At 36.3% G+C, this 16,311-nt stretch carries 17 protein-coding genes and 1 pseudogene; all 18 read right to left on the bottom strand.

Annotated elements, in window-relative coordinates; all coding sequences use genetic code 11:
• Position 1 precedes the first annotated feature (1 nt).
• The 18 genes and pseudogenes from L0P88_RS04395 to L0P88_RS04315 all read right to left on the bottom strand — a co-directional run bounded on the left by L0P88_RS04395 (position 2) and on the right by L0P88_RS04315 (position 16,238).
• A complete protein-coding gene (locus L0P88_RS04395) occupies positions 2 to 1,240 on the bottom strand; it encodes a sialidase family protein (protein WP_247133413.1) in 1,239 nt (412 codons plus the stop codon).
• Between the two features lie 117 nt (positions 1,241 to 1,357).
• On the bottom strand, positions 1,358 to 2,305 hold the full coding sequence (locus L0P88_RS04390; protein ID WP_247133412.1) for a hypothetical protein: 948 nt from the start codon (positions 2,303 to 2,305) through the stop codon (positions 1,358 to 1,360).
• Between the two features lie 180 nt (positions 2,306 to 2,485).
• Entirely contained in the window at positions 2,486 to 2,974 is a 489-nt protein-coding gene (locus L0P88_RS04385) for a hypothetical protein (RefSeq protein WP_247133411.1), read from the bottom strand.
• A 20-nt stretch (positions 2,975 to 2,994) separates the two neighbouring features.
• Entirely contained in the window at positions 2,995 to 3,117 is a 123-nt protein-coding gene (locus tag L0P88_RS23925) for a hypothetical protein (protein ID WP_281499712.1), read from the bottom strand.
• 104 nt (positions 3,118 to 3,221) lie between these two features.
• Positions 3,222 to 3,725, bottom strand: a complete 504-nt coding sequence (locus L0P88_RS04380; RefSeq protein WP_247133410.1) for a hypothetical protein — start codon at positions 3,723 to 3,725, stop codon at positions 3,222 to 3,224.
• A gap of 392 nt (positions 3,726 to 4,117) precedes the next feature.
• Positions 4,118 to 4,558, bottom strand: a complete 441-nt coding sequence (locus L0P88_RS04375) for a hypothetical protein (protein ID WP_247133409.1) — start codon at positions 4,556 to 4,558, stop codon at positions 4,118 to 4,120.
• A 355-nt stretch (positions 4,559 to 4,913) separates the two neighbouring features.
• Positions 4,914 to 5,732 (bottom strand): annotated as a pseudogene (locus L0P88_RS04370) (DNA alkylation repair protein).
• Between the two features lie 138 nt (positions 5,733 to 5,870).
• The gene (locus L0P88_RS04365) at positions 5,871 to 6,272 is read right to left on the bottom strand and encodes a hypothetical protein (protein WP_247133408.1); all 402 of its coding nucleotides are present in this window, start codon (positions 6,270 to 6,272) and stop codon (positions 5,871 to 5,873) included.
• 470 nt (positions 6,273 to 6,742) lie between these two features.
• Complete coding sequence (locus tag L0P88_RS04360; protein WP_247133407.1) at positions 6,743 to 6,952, bottom strand: hypothetical protein; 210 nt, start codon at positions 6,950 to 6,952, stop codon at positions 6,743 to 6,745.
• The gene (locus L0P88_RS04355; RefSeq protein WP_247133406.1) at positions 6,949 to 7,269 is read right to left on the bottom strand and encodes a DUF3817 domain-containing protein; all 321 of its coding nucleotides are present in this window, start codon (positions 7,267 to 7,269) and stop codon (positions 6,949 to 6,951) included. The genes L0P88_RS04360 and L0P88_RS04355 overlap by 4 nt, the downstream gene beginning before the upstream one ends.
• The gene (locus tag L0P88_RS04350; protein ID WP_247133405.1) at positions 7,270 to 7,734 is read right to left on the bottom strand and encodes a hypothetical protein; all 465 of its coding nucleotides are present in this window, start codon (positions 7,732 to 7,734) and stop codon (positions 7,270 to 7,272) included. It lies immediately after the preceding gene.
• Between the two features lie 69 nt (positions 7,735 to 7,803).
• Positions 7,804 to 8,718 (bottom strand): helix-turn-helix domain-containing protein, encoded by a 915-nt coding sequence (locus L0P88_RS04345; RefSeq protein WP_247133404.1) that lies wholly within the window; start codon positions 8,716 to 8,718, stop codon positions 7,804 to 7,806.
• A gap of 220 nt (positions 8,719 to 8,938) precedes the next feature.
• On the bottom strand, positions 8,939 to 9,418 hold the full coding sequence (locus L0P88_RS04340; protein ID WP_247133403.1) for a DUF1572 family protein: 480 nt from the start codon (positions 9,416 to 9,418) through the stop codon (positions 8,939 to 8,941).
• 119 nt (positions 9,419 to 9,537) lie between these two features.
• A complete protein-coding gene (locus L0P88_RS04335) occupies positions 9,538 to 10,194 on the bottom strand; it encodes a porin family protein (RefSeq protein ID WP_247133402.1) in 657 nt (218 codons plus the stop codon).
• A gap of 91 nt (positions 10,195 to 10,285) precedes the next feature.
• Positions 10,286 to 11,233 carry a hypothetical protein gene (locus L0P88_RS04330; RefSeq protein WP_247133401.1) on the bottom strand — a complete coding sequence of 316 codons (948 nt, stop codon included), beginning with the start codon at positions 11,231 to 11,233 and terminating at the stop codon, positions 10,286 to 10,288.
• A gap of 179 nt (positions 11,234 to 11,412) precedes the next feature.
• Positions 11,413 to 11,691, bottom strand: coding sequence for a hypothetical protein (locus L0P88_RS04325; RefSeq protein ID WP_247133400.1), 279 nt, complete (start codon positions 11,689 to 11,691; stop codon positions 11,413 to 11,415).
• 395 nt (positions 11,692 to 12,086) lie between these two features.
• A complete protein-coding gene (locus L0P88_RS04320; RefSeq protein ID WP_247133399.1) occupies positions 12,087 to 16,013 on the bottom strand; it encodes an N-6 DNA methylase in 3,927 nt (1,308 codons plus the stop codon).
• Between the two features lie 15 nt (positions 16,014 to 16,028).
• Positions 16,029 to 16,238, bottom strand: coding sequence for a helix-turn-helix transcriptional regulator (locus L0P88_RS04315; RefSeq protein ID WP_247133398.1), 210 nt, complete (start codon positions 16,236 to 16,238; stop codon positions 16,029 to 16,031).
• Positions 16,239 to 16,311 lie beyond the last annotated feature (73 nt).

The following is a 16,311-nucleotide window of genomic DNA, read 5'->3' as shown; positions in this document are numbered from 1 at the left end:
ATTAGAATGTATTGAGTTGTAGTTCCCACCAAGTAAAGCCTTCCCTACCCGCTTTGGAATTTTGTATGGTGGTCACCATTCCGAAATTTCCATTTTTGAGTGGAATGATTGGAAAATACTCGCCTCCCGTGGCCCGTTGATAATCATCTGTTTGAAACCGGGACCAGATATCCAACTTTTGGGGTTCCAAGGCATTGATTTGAATGTTTCCTTCTTCCATAGTAAGAATTGCCGCATGATGTCTAGTGTTTTCGTTAAAACCAGAAACCCAGGTGCAAAGAATTCCTTGTTCGCTCATTTCCATATAAGGGAAATAGAGGGTATCCTTACTTTGTACGATGCTATGCTCCTCCCAAGAATTACCATTGGTATGGGTTCTTCCCAATTTCAGGGTATTGCCCTCACTCCAAAGCAAATAAAGCTTGTCTTCCTGATCCCACACTGCAGGCTCTACCCACCTTGGAACTCCGCTAAAATCCTTTGTCCAAGTTCTTTTTCCGGGTATGGTAACCTCTTTCCATGAGTTACCATTATCCAAGCTTAGACGGATCAAGTCGATACCTTGATCCATTTGCTGACCTGATGCGGACAAAGGCGTAACCCGAACGGCCAATTGTCCATTAGGGCCGTTTGCAAGGAAACTGGAACCTCCTTTTGTGGATATATCAGGTCGGTTTAGCCAGGTCTCCCCTTCATTAGTGCTTACGACATGATGGATTCCTTTTCCATCGTTCCATATAATGTGAAGTGTACCATCCGTGGTGGCCGTAATCCATGGCCTGTCATCATAGTCATTTTCGGAGATGGTTTTCCAATTCCATGATTGCCCATCATCCTTACTTACGCCTACCGCAATGCGTTCCCCTTTCATACTTGAGTAATCAAAACCGTCCAAATTCTCAGGTAGTTGGGTATAGGTCATGCTTAGTAGGTAGATATTCCCTTTCCGATCAATAAACAGATCCACATCGGAATTTCCGATGGCCCCTTGATCTGTGGTTCCCACATTTACTTCTTGCCAGGTCTTCCCTTCAGTAGTGCTTTTCCATAACTGGGGGCTACCACTTCCATTTCTATACCCCGAGACAAATAGCGTACCATTGGGATGTTCACAGACCATAGGTTCCCTGGCCAATGCGGTCATATGATCAATCTTATTTTTTACGATCAGCTCCGTATGCGATTGCGCCATTGTAGCTAAACCAAAGGAAGACAGAATTATCAACAAAAACTTATTCATTTTCTTATTTTTTTGATGCTAGCGGTCTTGTGTATGGGTAGTAGCGGATTTCTACTCACTGACCTTTGTTTCATGTTTATACTTTCGCTTTATCGCTTAAACCACTATTGCTTATACTCATTGTTGACGAATGTTGTATTCTATTTTTTCCTTGAAGAGTACATCAGCGTTTACCCAATAAACCTCTCCTTTTTCAACACCTGCCCATCCTTTTTTTTCAGGGTTATTATATCTTCTGGAGTAGATAAAATATTTTCCGTCAGAAGACATATACGGACAATAATAGCGCCAGTTACTTTCATATTTTAAGGGTATTTCTTTTGGTTTTGTCCATTCACCATTATCATTAAACGTTATTTGAAATTTACCTTGTCCATTAGTTATCGCATACCGTTCATCTGGCGAAACATAAGTTATTAGTTCCTTTTTCTCCGTCTTAGTGTTTATGATAACAGGTGTTTCAAATTTTTCATTTCCTAAATACTGTGCACGATAGGTATTCATTCCTCCTTTATCACTTGGTCTATTTGAGCGAAAATATAAACTCCCATCTGCTGTAACAACAGGATAGGTTTCCAAGTACTCCGTGGAAACCAAAAAATCCACTTTAGAGGCTAATTCCCATTTACCATTCACTTTTTTACTTTTATAAATGTCTGGAGGTATCGTGTAAAGCTCTTCTCGGGTAACATCATTTTTATAAAGCTTAGGGTCTACTCCAAGAAAATACATTGTCTTTCCGTCTTTGGTAATCGTGGGGTCACAAGCAACTGAAACCAACACATTATCGTCATACATTTTAATGGGTTTAATGTTGGACCACTTGCCATTAATTAATTCAGAATGATGAATAACAAAGCTATTGTCCACAATTCTTGAAAAGAACATTTCTGTATAATCATAATTAAAAACTACATTAAGTTCAATGTTGTCCGTGTTAACAATTGATGGTGCAAATAATATCGGAGTTGCAGAAGGAGGTTCTTGGTCGAAATATGAAACGGTATTGTTTTTACAACTGAAAAATGTTACAATGATTAAGAAAGTCGATAAAATTTTATTCATTATTGTAAATACTATTTGCTAACGGCCTCGGCTATGATTTGTTCTTGCCTCCGACGAACAACCAAAGGTTATAAGAGGAGGCATAAAGAAGGAAAATATCCGTCTGTAGTAAAGATAATTGATTGCAGAAAATTCTAAGCCTGTGCCGAGCTTATCGAAGCATGGAAAATCCGACCGCAATTAATTGTACACCATGTCGGGTGTGACTTTTTCTATTTCCAATTTCCCATTTTCAAGTCCAACTATTTTGAACTTCATTTTCATTCTTGGATTACGTATTTCCAATTCCGACTGTTCTTTATTAACCGCATCCCAAAACCCTTTCTTGAAGTCTTTTGGGTAAAAAACTTCTACAATTCCAGATTCTTTGTCATAGGTCCAGGTGCCCTCTACACTCTTGTAAAGAATAGGACAAATCGCGTCTTGGATTAGTACTGGAAATACACATTTATTATAAGCACGGAAAACAATACCCGAATTCTTCACAGTGTTTTGCTTGTCGGAAATGCCACAAGAAATATACACCCTTTTGTTTGGTTCATTTTCTTGGGTAAAACGTTCCATTATCCAGCAACCATATAAATCAAATTCAGAAATTGAATTGTCCTGTCCCAATGTCAAGTTTCCGAAGAGAAGTAAAACGATGGGTAAAAATGAAAAATTTCTCATGGTAATGAAGACTCCAAAAATTATTCCAAAATTATGCCGTAGGCGTATTCAATATCATCATCGGTATCGGCTATGATTTCGTTCTTGCCTCCGACGACCCCGAGCACTCGGGAGAGGAAGGCGTAAAAACGGAAAATGTCCATCTGACTCTAAAGATAATTGATTGCGGGAAATTCTAAGCCTGTGCTGGGCTTGTCGAAGCATGGAAATTGCGACCGCAATTAATTGTACAACGTGTTGTAAGATCTTAACTTATTATTTTCCAGTCAAATTTTTTCACTTTCAGTTCCTGATTCAATTTTAAATATTGGCCATTGTATAAATCGTCCAAAGTATAGATAGAAAATTTTTGTCCATCGGTAGTTTGGCCAACAATGTTGTGCACAGTCTTTTCATCAGAATATGAGTAGTAATTCAACCGTCCGGATTTAAAAACTCCCCAGCTTTTTTTGACTTCATTGCAAAAGTGTTGGGTCAGTATGCTGAAATCGTAAAATGTGATATGATGTGGACAATAAACTTTTACATTCGGGCCAATTTCCAGTTTAAAATTTTCAAACTTTAAATTGCCATCGCAGAATTCCAAAAAGTCCCTAATTAAAGATTCCGCTTTCCGTTTGGATGTCTCGGAAACAACAATTTTGTCCCCATTGGAAAAATCCAATTTTAAATTTCCAGTCGAAGGATATTTTTCAAGTCCATCGCTATCGTTGTACTTTTCTATAATCTTCCAACCAAAGGTTTTTTCCAATCCGTAACCAATAAACCAGATCGGGCTTAAAATCCAAGTAATTGGCCGAAAGAGTTGTGGTTCGCACATATTAACCAAACCAAGGACAATTTCCTTGAAATCTTTCACCAGTGTATAGGCAAGACCGATAAGCAAAAGAATAAAAATTACAACAAAAAGATATAGGACTATTTCCACAGCGCTTTAATAGTGTACAACGTTTCGGTTATGATTTGTTCTTGCCTCCGACGAGCAATCATAGATTGCGAGAGGAAGGCACCAAAAGAAATGCGTAGCATTTCCGACCGTAGCAAATACAGCCGAAGAATGTTTCTGATTTTGAAGTTAACGAATTGCAGCTACTTGCCCACCAATTGGGCGGGTAAATTATACCATTGTTGGCAGTAGACTTTTCAATTTTTAACACCTCCACAATACTCATTAAAATTCCAAACTAAATCTTCAATTTCATAATCCGTAACATTTTTGCTATTAATTGTTTCCATTATTTCCGGACAGTCCTCAAAACAATTGATCAGCCGTTTTTTCCACGCATTTTTATTACGAGGTACGGAACATAAAAATTCCTTATCATCTCTTTTGATGTAATAACTAGTTGTAGTGGCTCTGTAACTTCCGCTCATTAAGCCGTTTCCTACGGGATGATTTGGAGTCCAATAAGATTCATCGTAAGCATAAAGGGTCATAAAGCCTGGCTCAATGACTCTATAAAGTGTAGGTTTGTAGTTTCCAATTTTCACATATTCGAAGGCAACAATTTTGAAGCCGTGGTCAAATTCAATTCGTTTCACTTGGGTTCCGTCCCATTTATCGGGTTCATCCTCCAAATCCATTCGGAACAGTATTTTATTACCTTTTATAATTTTTCCATAACCGTCAAATTCGGAACTGTCCAATAGGATAAGCCTCGTTTCTGTGGATTGACCATAAATTCCCAATGAAAATGCACACATTAGTATGGGAATGGTAAGCATTAGGATGTATTTTTTGTTGGGCATGATAGTTTACTGCTAACGGTCCCGTGTAGGGCTTCGTTGCGGAAAACGTCCAACCTGCCACGTTTAACGTGGCGGACTTTTCCGCTGTGGCCCTAATTTAGCGAATCAGGGTGGATTTTCCGAGCCTGTGCTGAGCTTGTCGAAGTATGGAAATTCCGACCGCAATTGATTATATAGCTGTTGCAGTCAGTTATTTTTTATCAATCGTCCGTCTTGCCCTTTTAATTATTTTTTCCGTTTCTTTTGTTGGTGATTCTTTCTGCCATTTTTCACATAATTGAATCACAAAATTTGGTTTGGATTTGCTTGCATCATTTAACCAATTTCCAACACTATCCTGAACATACTAGGAGGTATCGGACTTCAATTTTTCCAAAATGGGCAAGGCAATTTCAGGATTGTCCTTTAGTTGTTCAATGTGTTTGCACCAAACTCCTCTTGGTCGGGTTGATTCCGTTGTAAACCGTCTTATATTTTCATCTTTGTTAGTGGTCCAATCACTCAATATTTTGACGGATTCTTCCAGGTTTCTGTCAATTGCAGGTCGTAAAGCCATCCATACGACTTCCCGAACTCCAAAATGACCATCGGCAACCAATTTTTGCGATTTGGTTAATTTTTCGCGAATGGTTAAATCTTCATTCAATCCTATGAGGTAAGGTGCATAGCAACGAACCGAGTCGGACAAATGGGCACTTAGCTTGTCCACTATGTCGTCTAGAGTTGTGGTTTTTGCATACCATTGAAAAATTGTTGAACCTACCAGTTTGGTTGTATTCATTGCAGAGGGTTTGTTTTGGGATTCAATTTTTTTGGAAATCAGGGCAATTTTGTCCTGTTCAATCCCTAGTCCTGGAAATACGGCTTTTATGAGTTTTACATGGTCAACAGCCAACCACTCGGTCAGGTTTACTGTTTCGACTTTTCCATTATTTAGTAATTCCAAGACTTCTGAAGGAATGTCCTGAGCTTTTCTTGCTCCTTTACGATTGATTAGTGCTTCGTTCATTTTACGGTTTTCCCCTAATGGGCTACAACGATCATGAATAACCGTCCGTTAGGGGTTTGAAGTTACCATTTTTCGGTTTAGAACGGACATTGGAAATTCCGAATGTGCTGACGTTTTTGGTCAGTACGCGGTGTGCGGTTATACCTTGTTGCCCAACGTTTTATTTTTTAATTGTCCGACTAATAAGATTAAAAAGCTCAATATCCAAATTCCAAATCCGATTCCAGGTTTCACATTGGCATAAGCTCCTCCTTCGTCCAGAGGTATTCTTGAAATTCCAAATGTAAATAGTCCAAAAATTATTGTTAAAATCGATATCGGTATTTTAAGTTTATTGATTTTTTTCTCAAAAATTAAGTTTAAAAAATATAAGATGTTCGCAAGCCAAGGAAGAAAGATGTAAATATCAAATTCAAACATTCCAATTAAGCCAAAAACTAATCCAAAAATCCCAATCACCCCAGCTCCGAAAAATATTGGTAAAACCAATGCTATGGCATAAAGAAGCATTGAAGTATGTTTGAAAGTCAGATTTTTCATTTATTAAATTATCCTATTCATTGCTATTGCCATCATTATTGCGATATATAAAAATGGAATTGCACTTAAAAAAATCCAAATCAGATTGTTCTTTAAGTCAGATTTATGCTTTGAAATCAAAAGGATTGTGTTCATCAAAGACCAAAAAACCCCACCATAGAAGACAAGCAAAGAAATCATATTTCCGTATTGATAAATCCAAGTTCCGCGATAAGGCTGAACCAAATATTTTAATAACATAGCACTCAAGCAAATTCCGATAATTAGAATTCCACTTTTTTTAGTCCAATTGATATTTCGAAGTTCAATGTTCAATGTTCTGTCAAATGTTGGGTAACGGTCTCGAATAACCGTCTGTTAGGGGTTTGAAGTTACCATTTTTCGGCTTAGAACGGACATTGGAAATTCCGAATGTGCTGACGTTTTTGGTCAGTATGCCGTGCGCGGTTATACCTTGTTGCCCGCAGGCTTTATTCCAACTCTTCGCAGTAAAACCCGTCCATTCCCAAATGAAAGGATATGAGTTTGGCAATGTTCTTTCTACTCTCAACCCTCAAAATGTTATCGCAATCTTCCAAATCGTAGTTCCATTTGCAATTCGGAATTAAAGTGCGTAGTAGTTCATTGACGCTTTTTATATCCCGAGGTTCAATGGAGGTCTTAAAAACGTAAATATTCATTGACCCATCTTTTTGTGAATCGGTTTCAGGATTTTAAGGTCGATGTAAAATGTTCCAAATGGAATGATACAGGCCAACAATACTTTCCAGGTTGTTTCTTTGAATTTCCACCCATATTCCGTCCCCACACTAATGGTGTTGAAAACGAACAACAGGAAAAGTATGCCGTGAATAGGACCTAAAACTGAGGAAAGTTGGGTAATACCGAATATATACTTGAGCGGAACGGATACAAAGACCAACCCGAGTAATGACAATCCTTCCAAGATTGCCAATAAACGAAGCCTGCCGATATTGGAAACAAGGAATTTGTTCATTTAAAATGCCCTTATGTACGGTCGATTTGCCAATGGCGAAAATGGCCAGGGAATGGCAATAAAAATCAAAATAAGCGCAATGGAATAGGTTACAAGAATGGTCTTGAACTTTTCCCGTGCTGTTTTTTTCCGTTTGGCTTTTGCCGAACCTATGGTGATGAGTACTATGGCACCGATCATAAGGATAAAATGAAAAAGACCGTAAAAAGTCAAATTCCAATCAGCAACTAAATTCTTAAAATCGGAGAAGTAGTATTGGATAATTGGGCTTTTGATATAAACGAGAATCCCCAAAATAAGCTGAATATGGGCGATTGTTGCTGTCCAATGTCGAACCTTGTTGTCCAAATAGGAAAAGGGCGACTTGGAAGTATACCCTTTGTACGCTCGGTATATCGCGAAGCCTAATGAGAGTAGTACCAGCCATCTGAATAGGGAATGTAGGGTCAATACGGTTGAATACATCGGCGTCAAATTTTCAAATGCAAAGGTCTTTATCGTATCAAAAAAGGACTATGAAGTATTATTCCAAGGTTAGGACTTTTCAATCATTCTTCGAAATGCTGTTGGGGAAACCTTGGTTCGTTTTTTAAAAAACCGAGTGAAGTAGGAAGCGTCCAAATATCCCATTTCATATGAAATTTCACTAATTGACAAACCTGATTGGTACAGTAAAAATTTGATTTCGATTAGTTTTACTTCATCATTGATTTCGGATGCGGACTTGGAGGTGATGCTTTTAACCGATTTGTTTAAATGATTGGGACTGATATTCATCATTTCCGCAAAGTCGGCCACTTTTAGATTCTTTTTCACGTTTTGGTGTGCCAATTTTCTGAATTGGGAAGTAATTTGAAACGAAGCACTGCGATTGACCGAGCTGTTCTGACCAAATAGAAGCTTTAATTCGGCAAGTAGTGTATAAAGGTAAGAGTGAACGATGGTCGGGTTTGGTCGGTCATCGGATTTGAACTCGACACACAGCCTTTCCAATACGTTTTGAATAGCAGGTTTCGCGTCTTGGGTTACATTGATAATAGGGTGGTTACCCACATGTAAAAACTCAAAATCCGTTAGTAAGGTGTGGTTTCCAAATTGGCCAATAAGAATGTCCGGATGAAAATGGCAGGTAAAGCCGTTCACTTTAGTATTGATTTGTTCCGTCGAAAAAACCGCACCTGCCTGATAGATTACGATTTGGTTGGGTTTAACCGTATATTCCTTAAAACCGATTTTGGTTGTATAGGTGCCTTCCGTGACAAAGATTATCGTGTGGCTTTCTTCCCTTGAAGGTGATATGGGCTTACGTACCCTTTCACTGATGTCTTCGATTCTGAAACAGAAAAAGTCTTCAAGACTTTTCTTAAAAAGTTGTTCCAATTCCGGACTGGCGTTCAAGTATTCATTCCGAAAATCTTCAGAGTTATATGTTTTGATTTTGGACTTCACATATGTAATTCAAAGCGGTGTTTTCTGGGTAACGGTCCAGCTAAAATGTTGTAACACGTTTTTTTAAAATTGGTCTTGCGGTTATACGTACCTCCAAAGCTAACTCGTGGGCGCCATAGTCCTCATTACACATCGATTGGATTTCCTCAAAATCAGGGTTTTTGGCCGATTTTATGCCTAGCGCGTATACTTTTAAAAACAAAGCTAAAATTAAGCATGGTCAATCCTCACTTTTTGCTCTTATTTTCTTTTTAATGAGGATGATTTGTCCAAGATGGTAGTACGTATGTTCAATAATTACATCAATACTTCTGTAATAGGAACCATATTCTTCTTTTACAAAAACATCCATTAATCTCTGAGGTTCCATATTCCAGACCAATTGGATGAAGTCTTCCGAATCCTTTACCAATTTTTCCTTTCTCAGGTTCCATTCCCTTTCACTGTTGATTTTCGGTGCATCAAAGCTGTACTTGTCCCTAATGGTAAGATCCCCGCCTTTAAAAACGTCCATAACTCCCGACAGGTAATAGTTGATGTGGAACGTGATACTCGAAATCGAATTAAAGTTTTCCACCTTTTTTGTCGCTTCCGTCCATGTTAAGTCTTCCAGCTGTTCCTTAAAGTTGGTTCCAACAACCCATTTACCGCTTAAAAGAACCTCCCTAAGTCGATTTACCAAGTATTCATTATAATTCATATAGGGTTTTTTAATTGGCTACAATGGTTTTGCGTATGAAATCCGGCCATGTTCATGGTTATCAGGTTTAAAGTTAGGAAGAATGACGGGATGGATTATAGCCCCTGTTACCCAAAGTTTTACAATACTTTAAACCCGAGTCCAAAATTTATGACAGCAGTTTTGTAATTGTCATCTCTTTCGATAATTCCCAGTGCATATCTCAAGTTCAATTCCAACTTTTCAGTCAAATCAATTCCGACACCTAAGTTGACAGCTATATCAAGTTCATCAAAATCGGTTACAAAGGGTGAATCCGTCACTTCTTCTCCCTCGGTCGACGGGTCTAGTTCATTTAACCTGATAATGTCAGTCCGATCGAAGGCATAACTTACTTGGGGTCCTGCTTCTATGAAGAATGTTTCCGTAAATCCATATCGGAAAACAACTGGCAATAAAATTGAGTATTCATTTACATTGGTTTTTACATCTACTAGCCTTTCAGGTTCGGCTGGACTCTCTCTTGCAGGAAAATTCTCAACGAAGGTTTTTGTCCCTTGGTTGGCAAATAGCAATTCAGGTTGGATACTGAGCTTATCGGAAAGGCTGATATTCATAAATCCACCAACATAATATCCTATTTTGCCTTGATATTCCAGAGTCGTAGTACCAGCTACTTCCATGTCAGGTGTAAATTGAGAATAATTTGTTCCGGCCTTAACTCCAAAAGATGCTTCAAATTGAGCTGATATGGAAATTGAAATTAATAGCACTGTAAGTAACCCGATTTTCTTCATTTTTTAAGATTAAATTGTGGGCAACAATAAATATAACAAGCGTTGTTGTCCCAAAGGGCAATTATGTTTTGTTATAGTGTTGTAAGTTTTTTTACTTTTTAGCTTCCAGTTTTTCAAGTCTTGATTCTAATTCAAGTAACTTTTTATTTAGAGACTCTAATTCTTTTATTTTTTTTTCCTGTTGGATTGTATAAAGAGTTAATTCCTCAATCTTTTGAAGCAATTTGGAATCCATTTCTCCTAAGAAAATTCCATTTTCTTCTACTTCCCTTGCAGTTGGAATATCTTTTAGGTGCCCATTTTCTTGAATATGATTTTCCACCTCATCCAAAGTTGGTAGTTGGTAATCATCATAGAAAACAAAATCAGGCCATCCTGTTTCGACTTTTATTTCTTTTGCTCTTATCTTTCCGTTAACTGCTAATTTCCAAGATCCTGTATTTATTGTTCCAATTCCAATATTTCCATTTGTCGATAAGGATAAAGAAGGAGCAGACCATGAAGTCCCATTTTGAGAAGGGAAAAACCTAAGTGCGTAATCATCAGAAGACCCTCTCGTTGACATTACCCAAGAAAGTCTATTATTATTTTTAAAAACAAAATCAGTAGGTTGGTCTTTAACAGATTCTAAAAATATGGTTCCTCTATTCGTTACATCTTTGATCCTTAAAGATGCTCCAGTATTATAGTGAACTCCTTCAGATTCAATTTCTAGTTTAGAATTTGGTGTAGTAGTGCCAATTCCTACATTTCCATTATCTTGATTAAACCACATAACTGGAGAATAAGAGTTGTTAAAATATCTCCATAATGCTAAGTCATATTGTTCACTAGCCCTTCTAGTTCCTAATTCCCATTTAATTATATTATTAGACCGAAACTCAATAGGAATCTTATTTTCAGTATTAGGATCGTTTAGAATAAGTTTCGGACCATAGCTACTTGGTTGGATAGTTACATTTTCATTATACACTTTTTGTCCTTTAGCACTAAAAACGATGATTATTATCAAGAGCGATAGCAAGTTATTTTTTTTCATCTTAGATATCATTTAAATTTTTATTCAGAAGACTTTGTATTGCTTATAACGGTCTCGGCTATGATTTTGGACCGACAGGGTAGCAATCCAGTCGATTCTTTTGCTTGGATTCTAAAGTAGGATTTTTTAAATAAGGAAGCCGGGTAGTTGTGAATTATGACCCTTGTTGGCTAGCGTTTTTATTTTTTACAGTTCTTGATTTTTTGTCGATTATTGAATCCATTCCAGAATTCTTCTGGATTTTCAAAGTCTATATAATCTTCGATAGGTTCCAATAAAATGCCCTCGCTGTTGTCTAAATTCAGCAGTCTGATTTTGTTCCTTTCGGTATACTTTATTAATACTTTCGAAGAATCTTTCCATTCTCCAAAAGTTTCAAAATGAAGCGTGTCATTTTTGATTTCAATTTTTTTCCATTCCGATAATTTTACCCATTCGTCATCTTTTGCAATTCTCATACAATCTTCTTTAAAGTAAAATTCCGCATATTCTCTGCCGTAGCATGAGGAATAATGTCCATAAAGATTTTGTTTTTTTTGACAAGCAAAAAATAATGGGATAAGTAGAACGTAAATGAGATTCGATAATTTGAACTTCATCAAATGTTAGCTAACGGTCTGTGTATGGGGCGTTGCTGACCAAAGGGAGGCTATGACCTATACACTTTGTTAGCTACTGTAGCCCGATTAGCACTGTCGTTTAATTTTATTATTTCGTTTCTTTTAGCTCCCTTACCCCGAGCGCGGGGAGAAGAGATTTTTATTTGATTTTCAATTCTTTTAATTCGTGCATTGGCTTTGCTCTTTGCCACCACAGGAACGAGGATGGCAATGTGCAATGAAGCATTGGCAAATCATTCTAAATGTTTTTTCAATATTTGTTCTTTTCGCTCATCCATTGTTGATAGTTCTGCCTCAATTAGAGCAATTTCTTTTTCTAGTTTTTCTGCTTTCTCAATTATCTTTTGCTGAACTTCAATTGGAGGTAAGGGAATATCAATAGCTGAAAGCATTGTCTGGTTCACACTTTTAATATTTGCCCCTTTAGGGTCTTTTGTGATTTTGTTTCTTACACTTTCAGTTCTTAAACAGTAACACAAATACTTTGAATTAATTTTATCTGAATTGGCACGAATTCTAATAGTGAAACCCGAGTATGAAGTCACTTTGTCAAGCTTATCAATATATATGAATCTACCAACAAGGTTAGCAGAACCATTTGATCTTACCACTAAAACATCTCCTGATTGAAGCTTATAACTTTCGGATAAAGAACCATCTATCCGAACGTCTACCAACTTATCTAAATTGGGCGAAAAATCTTCAAGAAAATCCTTCACCCCCACAATTGTTACGGATTCACCTGTGCTTTTTTCACTGTAATTTAACCCGTTTTTAAAATCCGAAATTTCACCAAGTTTTTCAATTGGGTAATTTAATTCAGAAAAAATGCCTTTTAGAGACGAATTAAGTTTAATTAGTTTTTCTCTACCTGCTTTTTCTTTTTGTTCTACAGCACTTATTTCGGTTATTATTTTTTCTTTGACCTTTTCTGGTGGATTCGGAATTCTAAAATTCCATAAATCAGAAAGTTTGAGATTGTTAATATTTTGGCCAGAGAAGCTTTCCACGAAATGCCTGTATTCCTTGAAATTCCTAAGAACTAAGGCAATAAACTTTTGAGTGGTGAAATCACGACCTCGAAGAACAGCACAAAAACCACCTGGCCAATAGGAAATATCATCTTCAATAAAGGCAAATTTGCCTAGATGATTAAGACTACCACTGGATGTGCAAATGAAAATATCTCCCTTTTTTAGTTGTTCGGATTTATTTAGTTGAACTGAGTTTTTTAGTTGTTTTGATTTTTCAAATGTCACCGAACCACTTTTTAAATCAATATTTGAAGCTGTTAATATTTTTAAATTTGTTGCGGATTGACTTTCATCGGTTTTATCAAATATTACTCCTGTAAAACCATTGGTAAGTTCACTGAGAGGACTTAAAGGGAATTTACTTTTTATTTTAACTTTTTTTTTACCTCTCATAGAAATCGATTTTTCAAAACTCAATTTCTTGAAGTCAATCAAGTCAATTAAATCAAATTTGGTTACGTTATTTTGGAGGGATTCAGAAATCTCTTTTTGTTCACCTAAAAAAGCATGATATACATAGCTGTTAGCCTTTTCGTGGTTTAGATGGTTGTTCTCATCATAAAGTTTGGTTGTAAGTTTTCCATTCCCATCTCGATACATTTTTATACCCTCATGTCCACGTCTGCTACTAAATTCATAGCCAATAAATTGTTTTTCCGCCTTTTTTTCTCCTACCTTGATTAGGACAGTTTGTTGCGGGAGGGTTAAAAAGAAATAGAGCATTTTGTCTTGCTCTTTGGCAAATATTTTTTGATAAAATAAGCGGGTGATTTCCTTTGGTTGCTCTGTTTTGAGAACTTCTATTTCTCTTTGAATATCAGTCTTTTTGGATTTGTCTTTTTCTTTATTCAGTTTAATATTTAGCTTATTCAGAGTGTTTTTATGCTTTTGTTTCAGGTTCTTAACCTCAGTTAAATCGTTGAACCAGGTTGTGTAACTCATAAAAAGCTCTTGTTCACTTATAGTTTCATTTGGCTTTTTGTTTACTAAACTGATGTAATCTTGTAATGAAATATCTTCATAAACTTCATTCACATATTTAACAAATGCTTTTTCAATACCATTAACAGTGGCTTCTTTGGGTTTGTCGAAAAAGTTTTTAATAGCAGTTTTTATCTTTTTCCAATCGTTGGTAACTCTGCGTTCTAAAAAGAGTGTAACTGTGTTAGTGCCAGTTGCCATAAAGGTATTTGAACCAAATTCGGCAATAGCTTTAATGGCGAAGAATTTTAAAATAATTTCTCTTGCATCTATATAAATCCCTGAATTGTCAAGAATGGATTTTGGCAAAATTATCCCGGCCCAACCACCTGGCTTTAAAAGTTGTTTTGTGCGTTCAATAAATAAACACTCAATCTCTGAACTGTCATCTGTCAATCTGTTGAATAGATCAAAAGATTCTTCACCATTTTTCAGTGTGTTTTTAAAAGCAGAAACAGAATAAGGTGGATTAGCTACTAATATGTCAAATACTCCATTATCTTTTGAGTCATTCTTATTTACTTCTTTTAATTTGCCCTTATAATCATTGCTCTTTTGAAAATGATCTAAGCCATCCGCGTGTATTACATTTGCCAAGCCGTCACCATTTAGAAAGCAACTTACTTTGGCAGTTTTTACCAATCGATAATCTGCTTCAATCCCATAGACATAATCATATGCCCAATCAAAAGGATTAATTTTCCAACTACTCAAGTTACGTTTCACAGAAGGACGCTGTGTAGTTTCGTCAATCTCCTGAATTATGCTTTGAACTTCATCCATGGCTTCAGTAAGGAAATGACCACTTCCTGCGGCATAATCTATAACGTAGGGAAGTATTTGCGTTTTATCGTTGTCAATATTCCTATTGATAAGCTCTCGGATAGGTAATGAGGAAATAATAAATTTAGCTATAGGAACGGGAGTAAAAAACTGTCCTGCTTCCTGTTTAATTCCTGTACTTAAAAGTAGTTCGAAGAAATCTCCCAAAAATTGCTGTTTATGTCCATACCTAATTTGGTAGGGTTGAAGTAATTCCACTACTTCGCGAACTACAACAGCATTTTCTCGGAAAGATTTTTCGTCAAAAACTTCTTTAAAAGCAAATTCCGGATTTTTTCGTAATCGTAAATCGGAGAACATTTTTAAAATTTGTTCTCTATCTGCTTGATCCAGTCGAATTAGTTTATCTGAAACTTGGCTCTGATTATAATCTGTTACTTCTTTTGTTAAATAGTCTTTCATCCCTTTTTTGTACAGATCATTCAATCTATTCTGAAGGGATTCATCCGTGTCATCATCTTTCCATTGAAAGTCTAATTCCTCAGTATCCTTTCTATCTTCATCAACTATTTTACATAGAAATAAATTGAAGATTTTGTTGAAAGCATTAGGTTTATCTGAAACGACATTATGTCTTAAAATTTCTGCAAATTGATTAAAGATTCTTCCACTATCTTCCTCTGTAAGCTCTTTTAGTCTTTTTCGGGTTATGGCTTTAATTTCAACGTCATAGGCATTTGCCCAGTCTTCGAAAATCCCATTGTCTTTAAAGTTTTTGTTCCAATGATCAAAAACCTCCTTTTGATTATTCAGTTCGTTCCATTGCTCATCAACTTTTACAATTTCATTGGAATAATCAATTTTTCCGTCTGAAACACGAGAAGCATAAAGACAGAGGTATTGTGCAGCGGTATCTTGTTGGAAATATGAAAAAAGTTGCCCACCATCACGCTGCATCTTCTTTTTCTCTTTCTCGTATTCATCTCCCCAAGTTTTACACTCAATCATTAAATAGGCTTTGTCATCTTTGTCAAAAACTAGAATGTCCAATTTGCCTTTTTCTTTTCTTCCCATTGGCCATTTATGTTCCAATGAAAGTTTATCTGGCGCATACCCTTTTTCTAAAACTCTGTCAACGCATTCTAACACAACAAAATTCTCACTCTGTTCAAAATTACTTGTAGTTAAGTCACCTAATTTGATCTTTGAACCATATTCAATTTTTTCATTTTCAAAATCTATTTTGAGGATATAGTCCTTATGCTTGGGATAACTTTTATAGTAAACATCTTTCTCACCGTCTTGCAGTTTGAAACCTATAGTTTGGATAAGTTCTTTTATTTCCGTTTTCTTTATTTTCATAGAGCTCTGTCTATTCTAATTTTTCGTTGAGACAAAAAGCTCTCTAATATCTACATCAAGAAACTTGGCAATTTGATGAAATATTTCTACCGCAGGCTGAACATCATTAGTACACCATCTTGAAACAGTGGATTCTGTTTTATCTAGATGTTTGGCTAAATCTTTAGATGAAACGTTTTTTTCAGCCAATACAGCCTTTATTCGATTGTAATTTATTTTATCCATAGTGCAATTAAATTGCTGTTTGGTGTAAATATACAAAGGCTAAAACTGTAGGTTTTTCGATAAAATTATAGTT

The organism is Muricauda sp. SCSIO 64092 (assembly GCF_023016285.1).
Lineage (GTDB): Bacteria > Bacteroidota > Bacteroidia > Flavobacteriales > Flavobacteriaceae > Croceivirga.
The sequence above is the reverse complement of the archived record's forward strand: the minus strand, read 5'-3'. Positions and strand labels throughout refer to the sequence as shown.

Excerpts from the sequence above, each read along its gene's own strand:
- L0P88_RS04315 (WP_247133398.1), bottom strand. The coding sequence starts at position 16,238 with ATGGATAAAATAAATTACAATCGAATAAAGGCTGTATTGGCTGAAAAA.
- L0P88_RS04320 (WP_247133399.1), bottom strand. The coding sequence starts at position 16,013 with ATGAAAATAAAGAAAACGGAAATAAAAGAACTTATCCAAACTATAGGT.
- L0P88_RS04375 (WP_247133409.1), bottom strand. The coding sequence starts at position 4,558 with ATGGATTTGGAGGATGAACCCGATAAATGGGACGGAACCCAAGTGAAA.
- L0P88_RS04325 (WP_247133400.1), bottom strand. The coding sequence starts at position 11,691 with ATGAGAATTGCAAAAGATGACGAATGGGTAAAATTATCGGAATGGAAA.
- L0P88_RS04360 (WP_247133407.1), bottom strand. The coding sequence starts at position 6,952 with ATGAATATTTACGTTTTTAAGACCTCCATTGAACCTCGGGATATAAAA.
- L0P88_RS04390 (WP_247133412.1), bottom strand. The coding sequence starts at position 2,305 with ATGAATAAAATTTTATCGACTTTCTTAATCATTGTAACATTTTTCAGT.
- L0P88_RS04350 (WP_247133405.1), bottom strand. The coding sequence starts at position 7,734 with ATGTATTCAACCGTATTGACCCTACATTCCCTATTCAGATGGCTGGTA.
- L0P88_RS04340 (WP_247133403.1), bottom strand. The coding sequence starts at position 9,418 with ATGAATTATAATGAATACTTGGTAAATCGACTTAGGGAGGTTCTTTTA.
- L0P88_RS04355 (WP_247133406.1), bottom strand. The coding sequence starts at position 7,269 with ATGAACAAATTCCTTGTTTCCAATATCGGCAGGCTTCGTTTATTGGCA.
- L0P88_RS04385 (WP_247133411.1), bottom strand. The coding sequence starts at position 2,974 with ATGAGAAATTTTTCATTTTTACCCATCGTTTTACTTCTCTTCGGAAAC.
- L0P88_RS04335 (WP_247133402.1), bottom strand. The coding sequence starts at position 10,194 with ATGAAGAAAATCGGGTTACTTACAGTGCTATTAATTTCAATTTCCATA.
- L0P88_RS23925 (WP_281499712.1), bottom strand. The coding sequence starts at position 3,117 with ATGGACATTTTCCGTTTTTACGCCTTCCTCTCCCGAGTGCTCGGGGTC.
- L0P88_RS04395 (WP_247133413.1), bottom strand. The coding sequence starts at position 1,240 with ATGAATAAGTTTTTGTTGATAATTCTGTCTTCCTTTGGTTTAGCTACA.
- L0P88_RS04330 (WP_247133401.1), bottom strand. The coding sequence starts at position 11,233 with ATGAAAAAAAATAACTTGCTATCGCTCTTGATAATAATCATCGTTTTT.
- L0P88_RS04365 (WP_247133408.1), bottom strand. The coding sequence starts at position 6,272 with ATGAAAAATCTGACTTTCAAACATACTTCAATGCTTCTTTATGCCATA.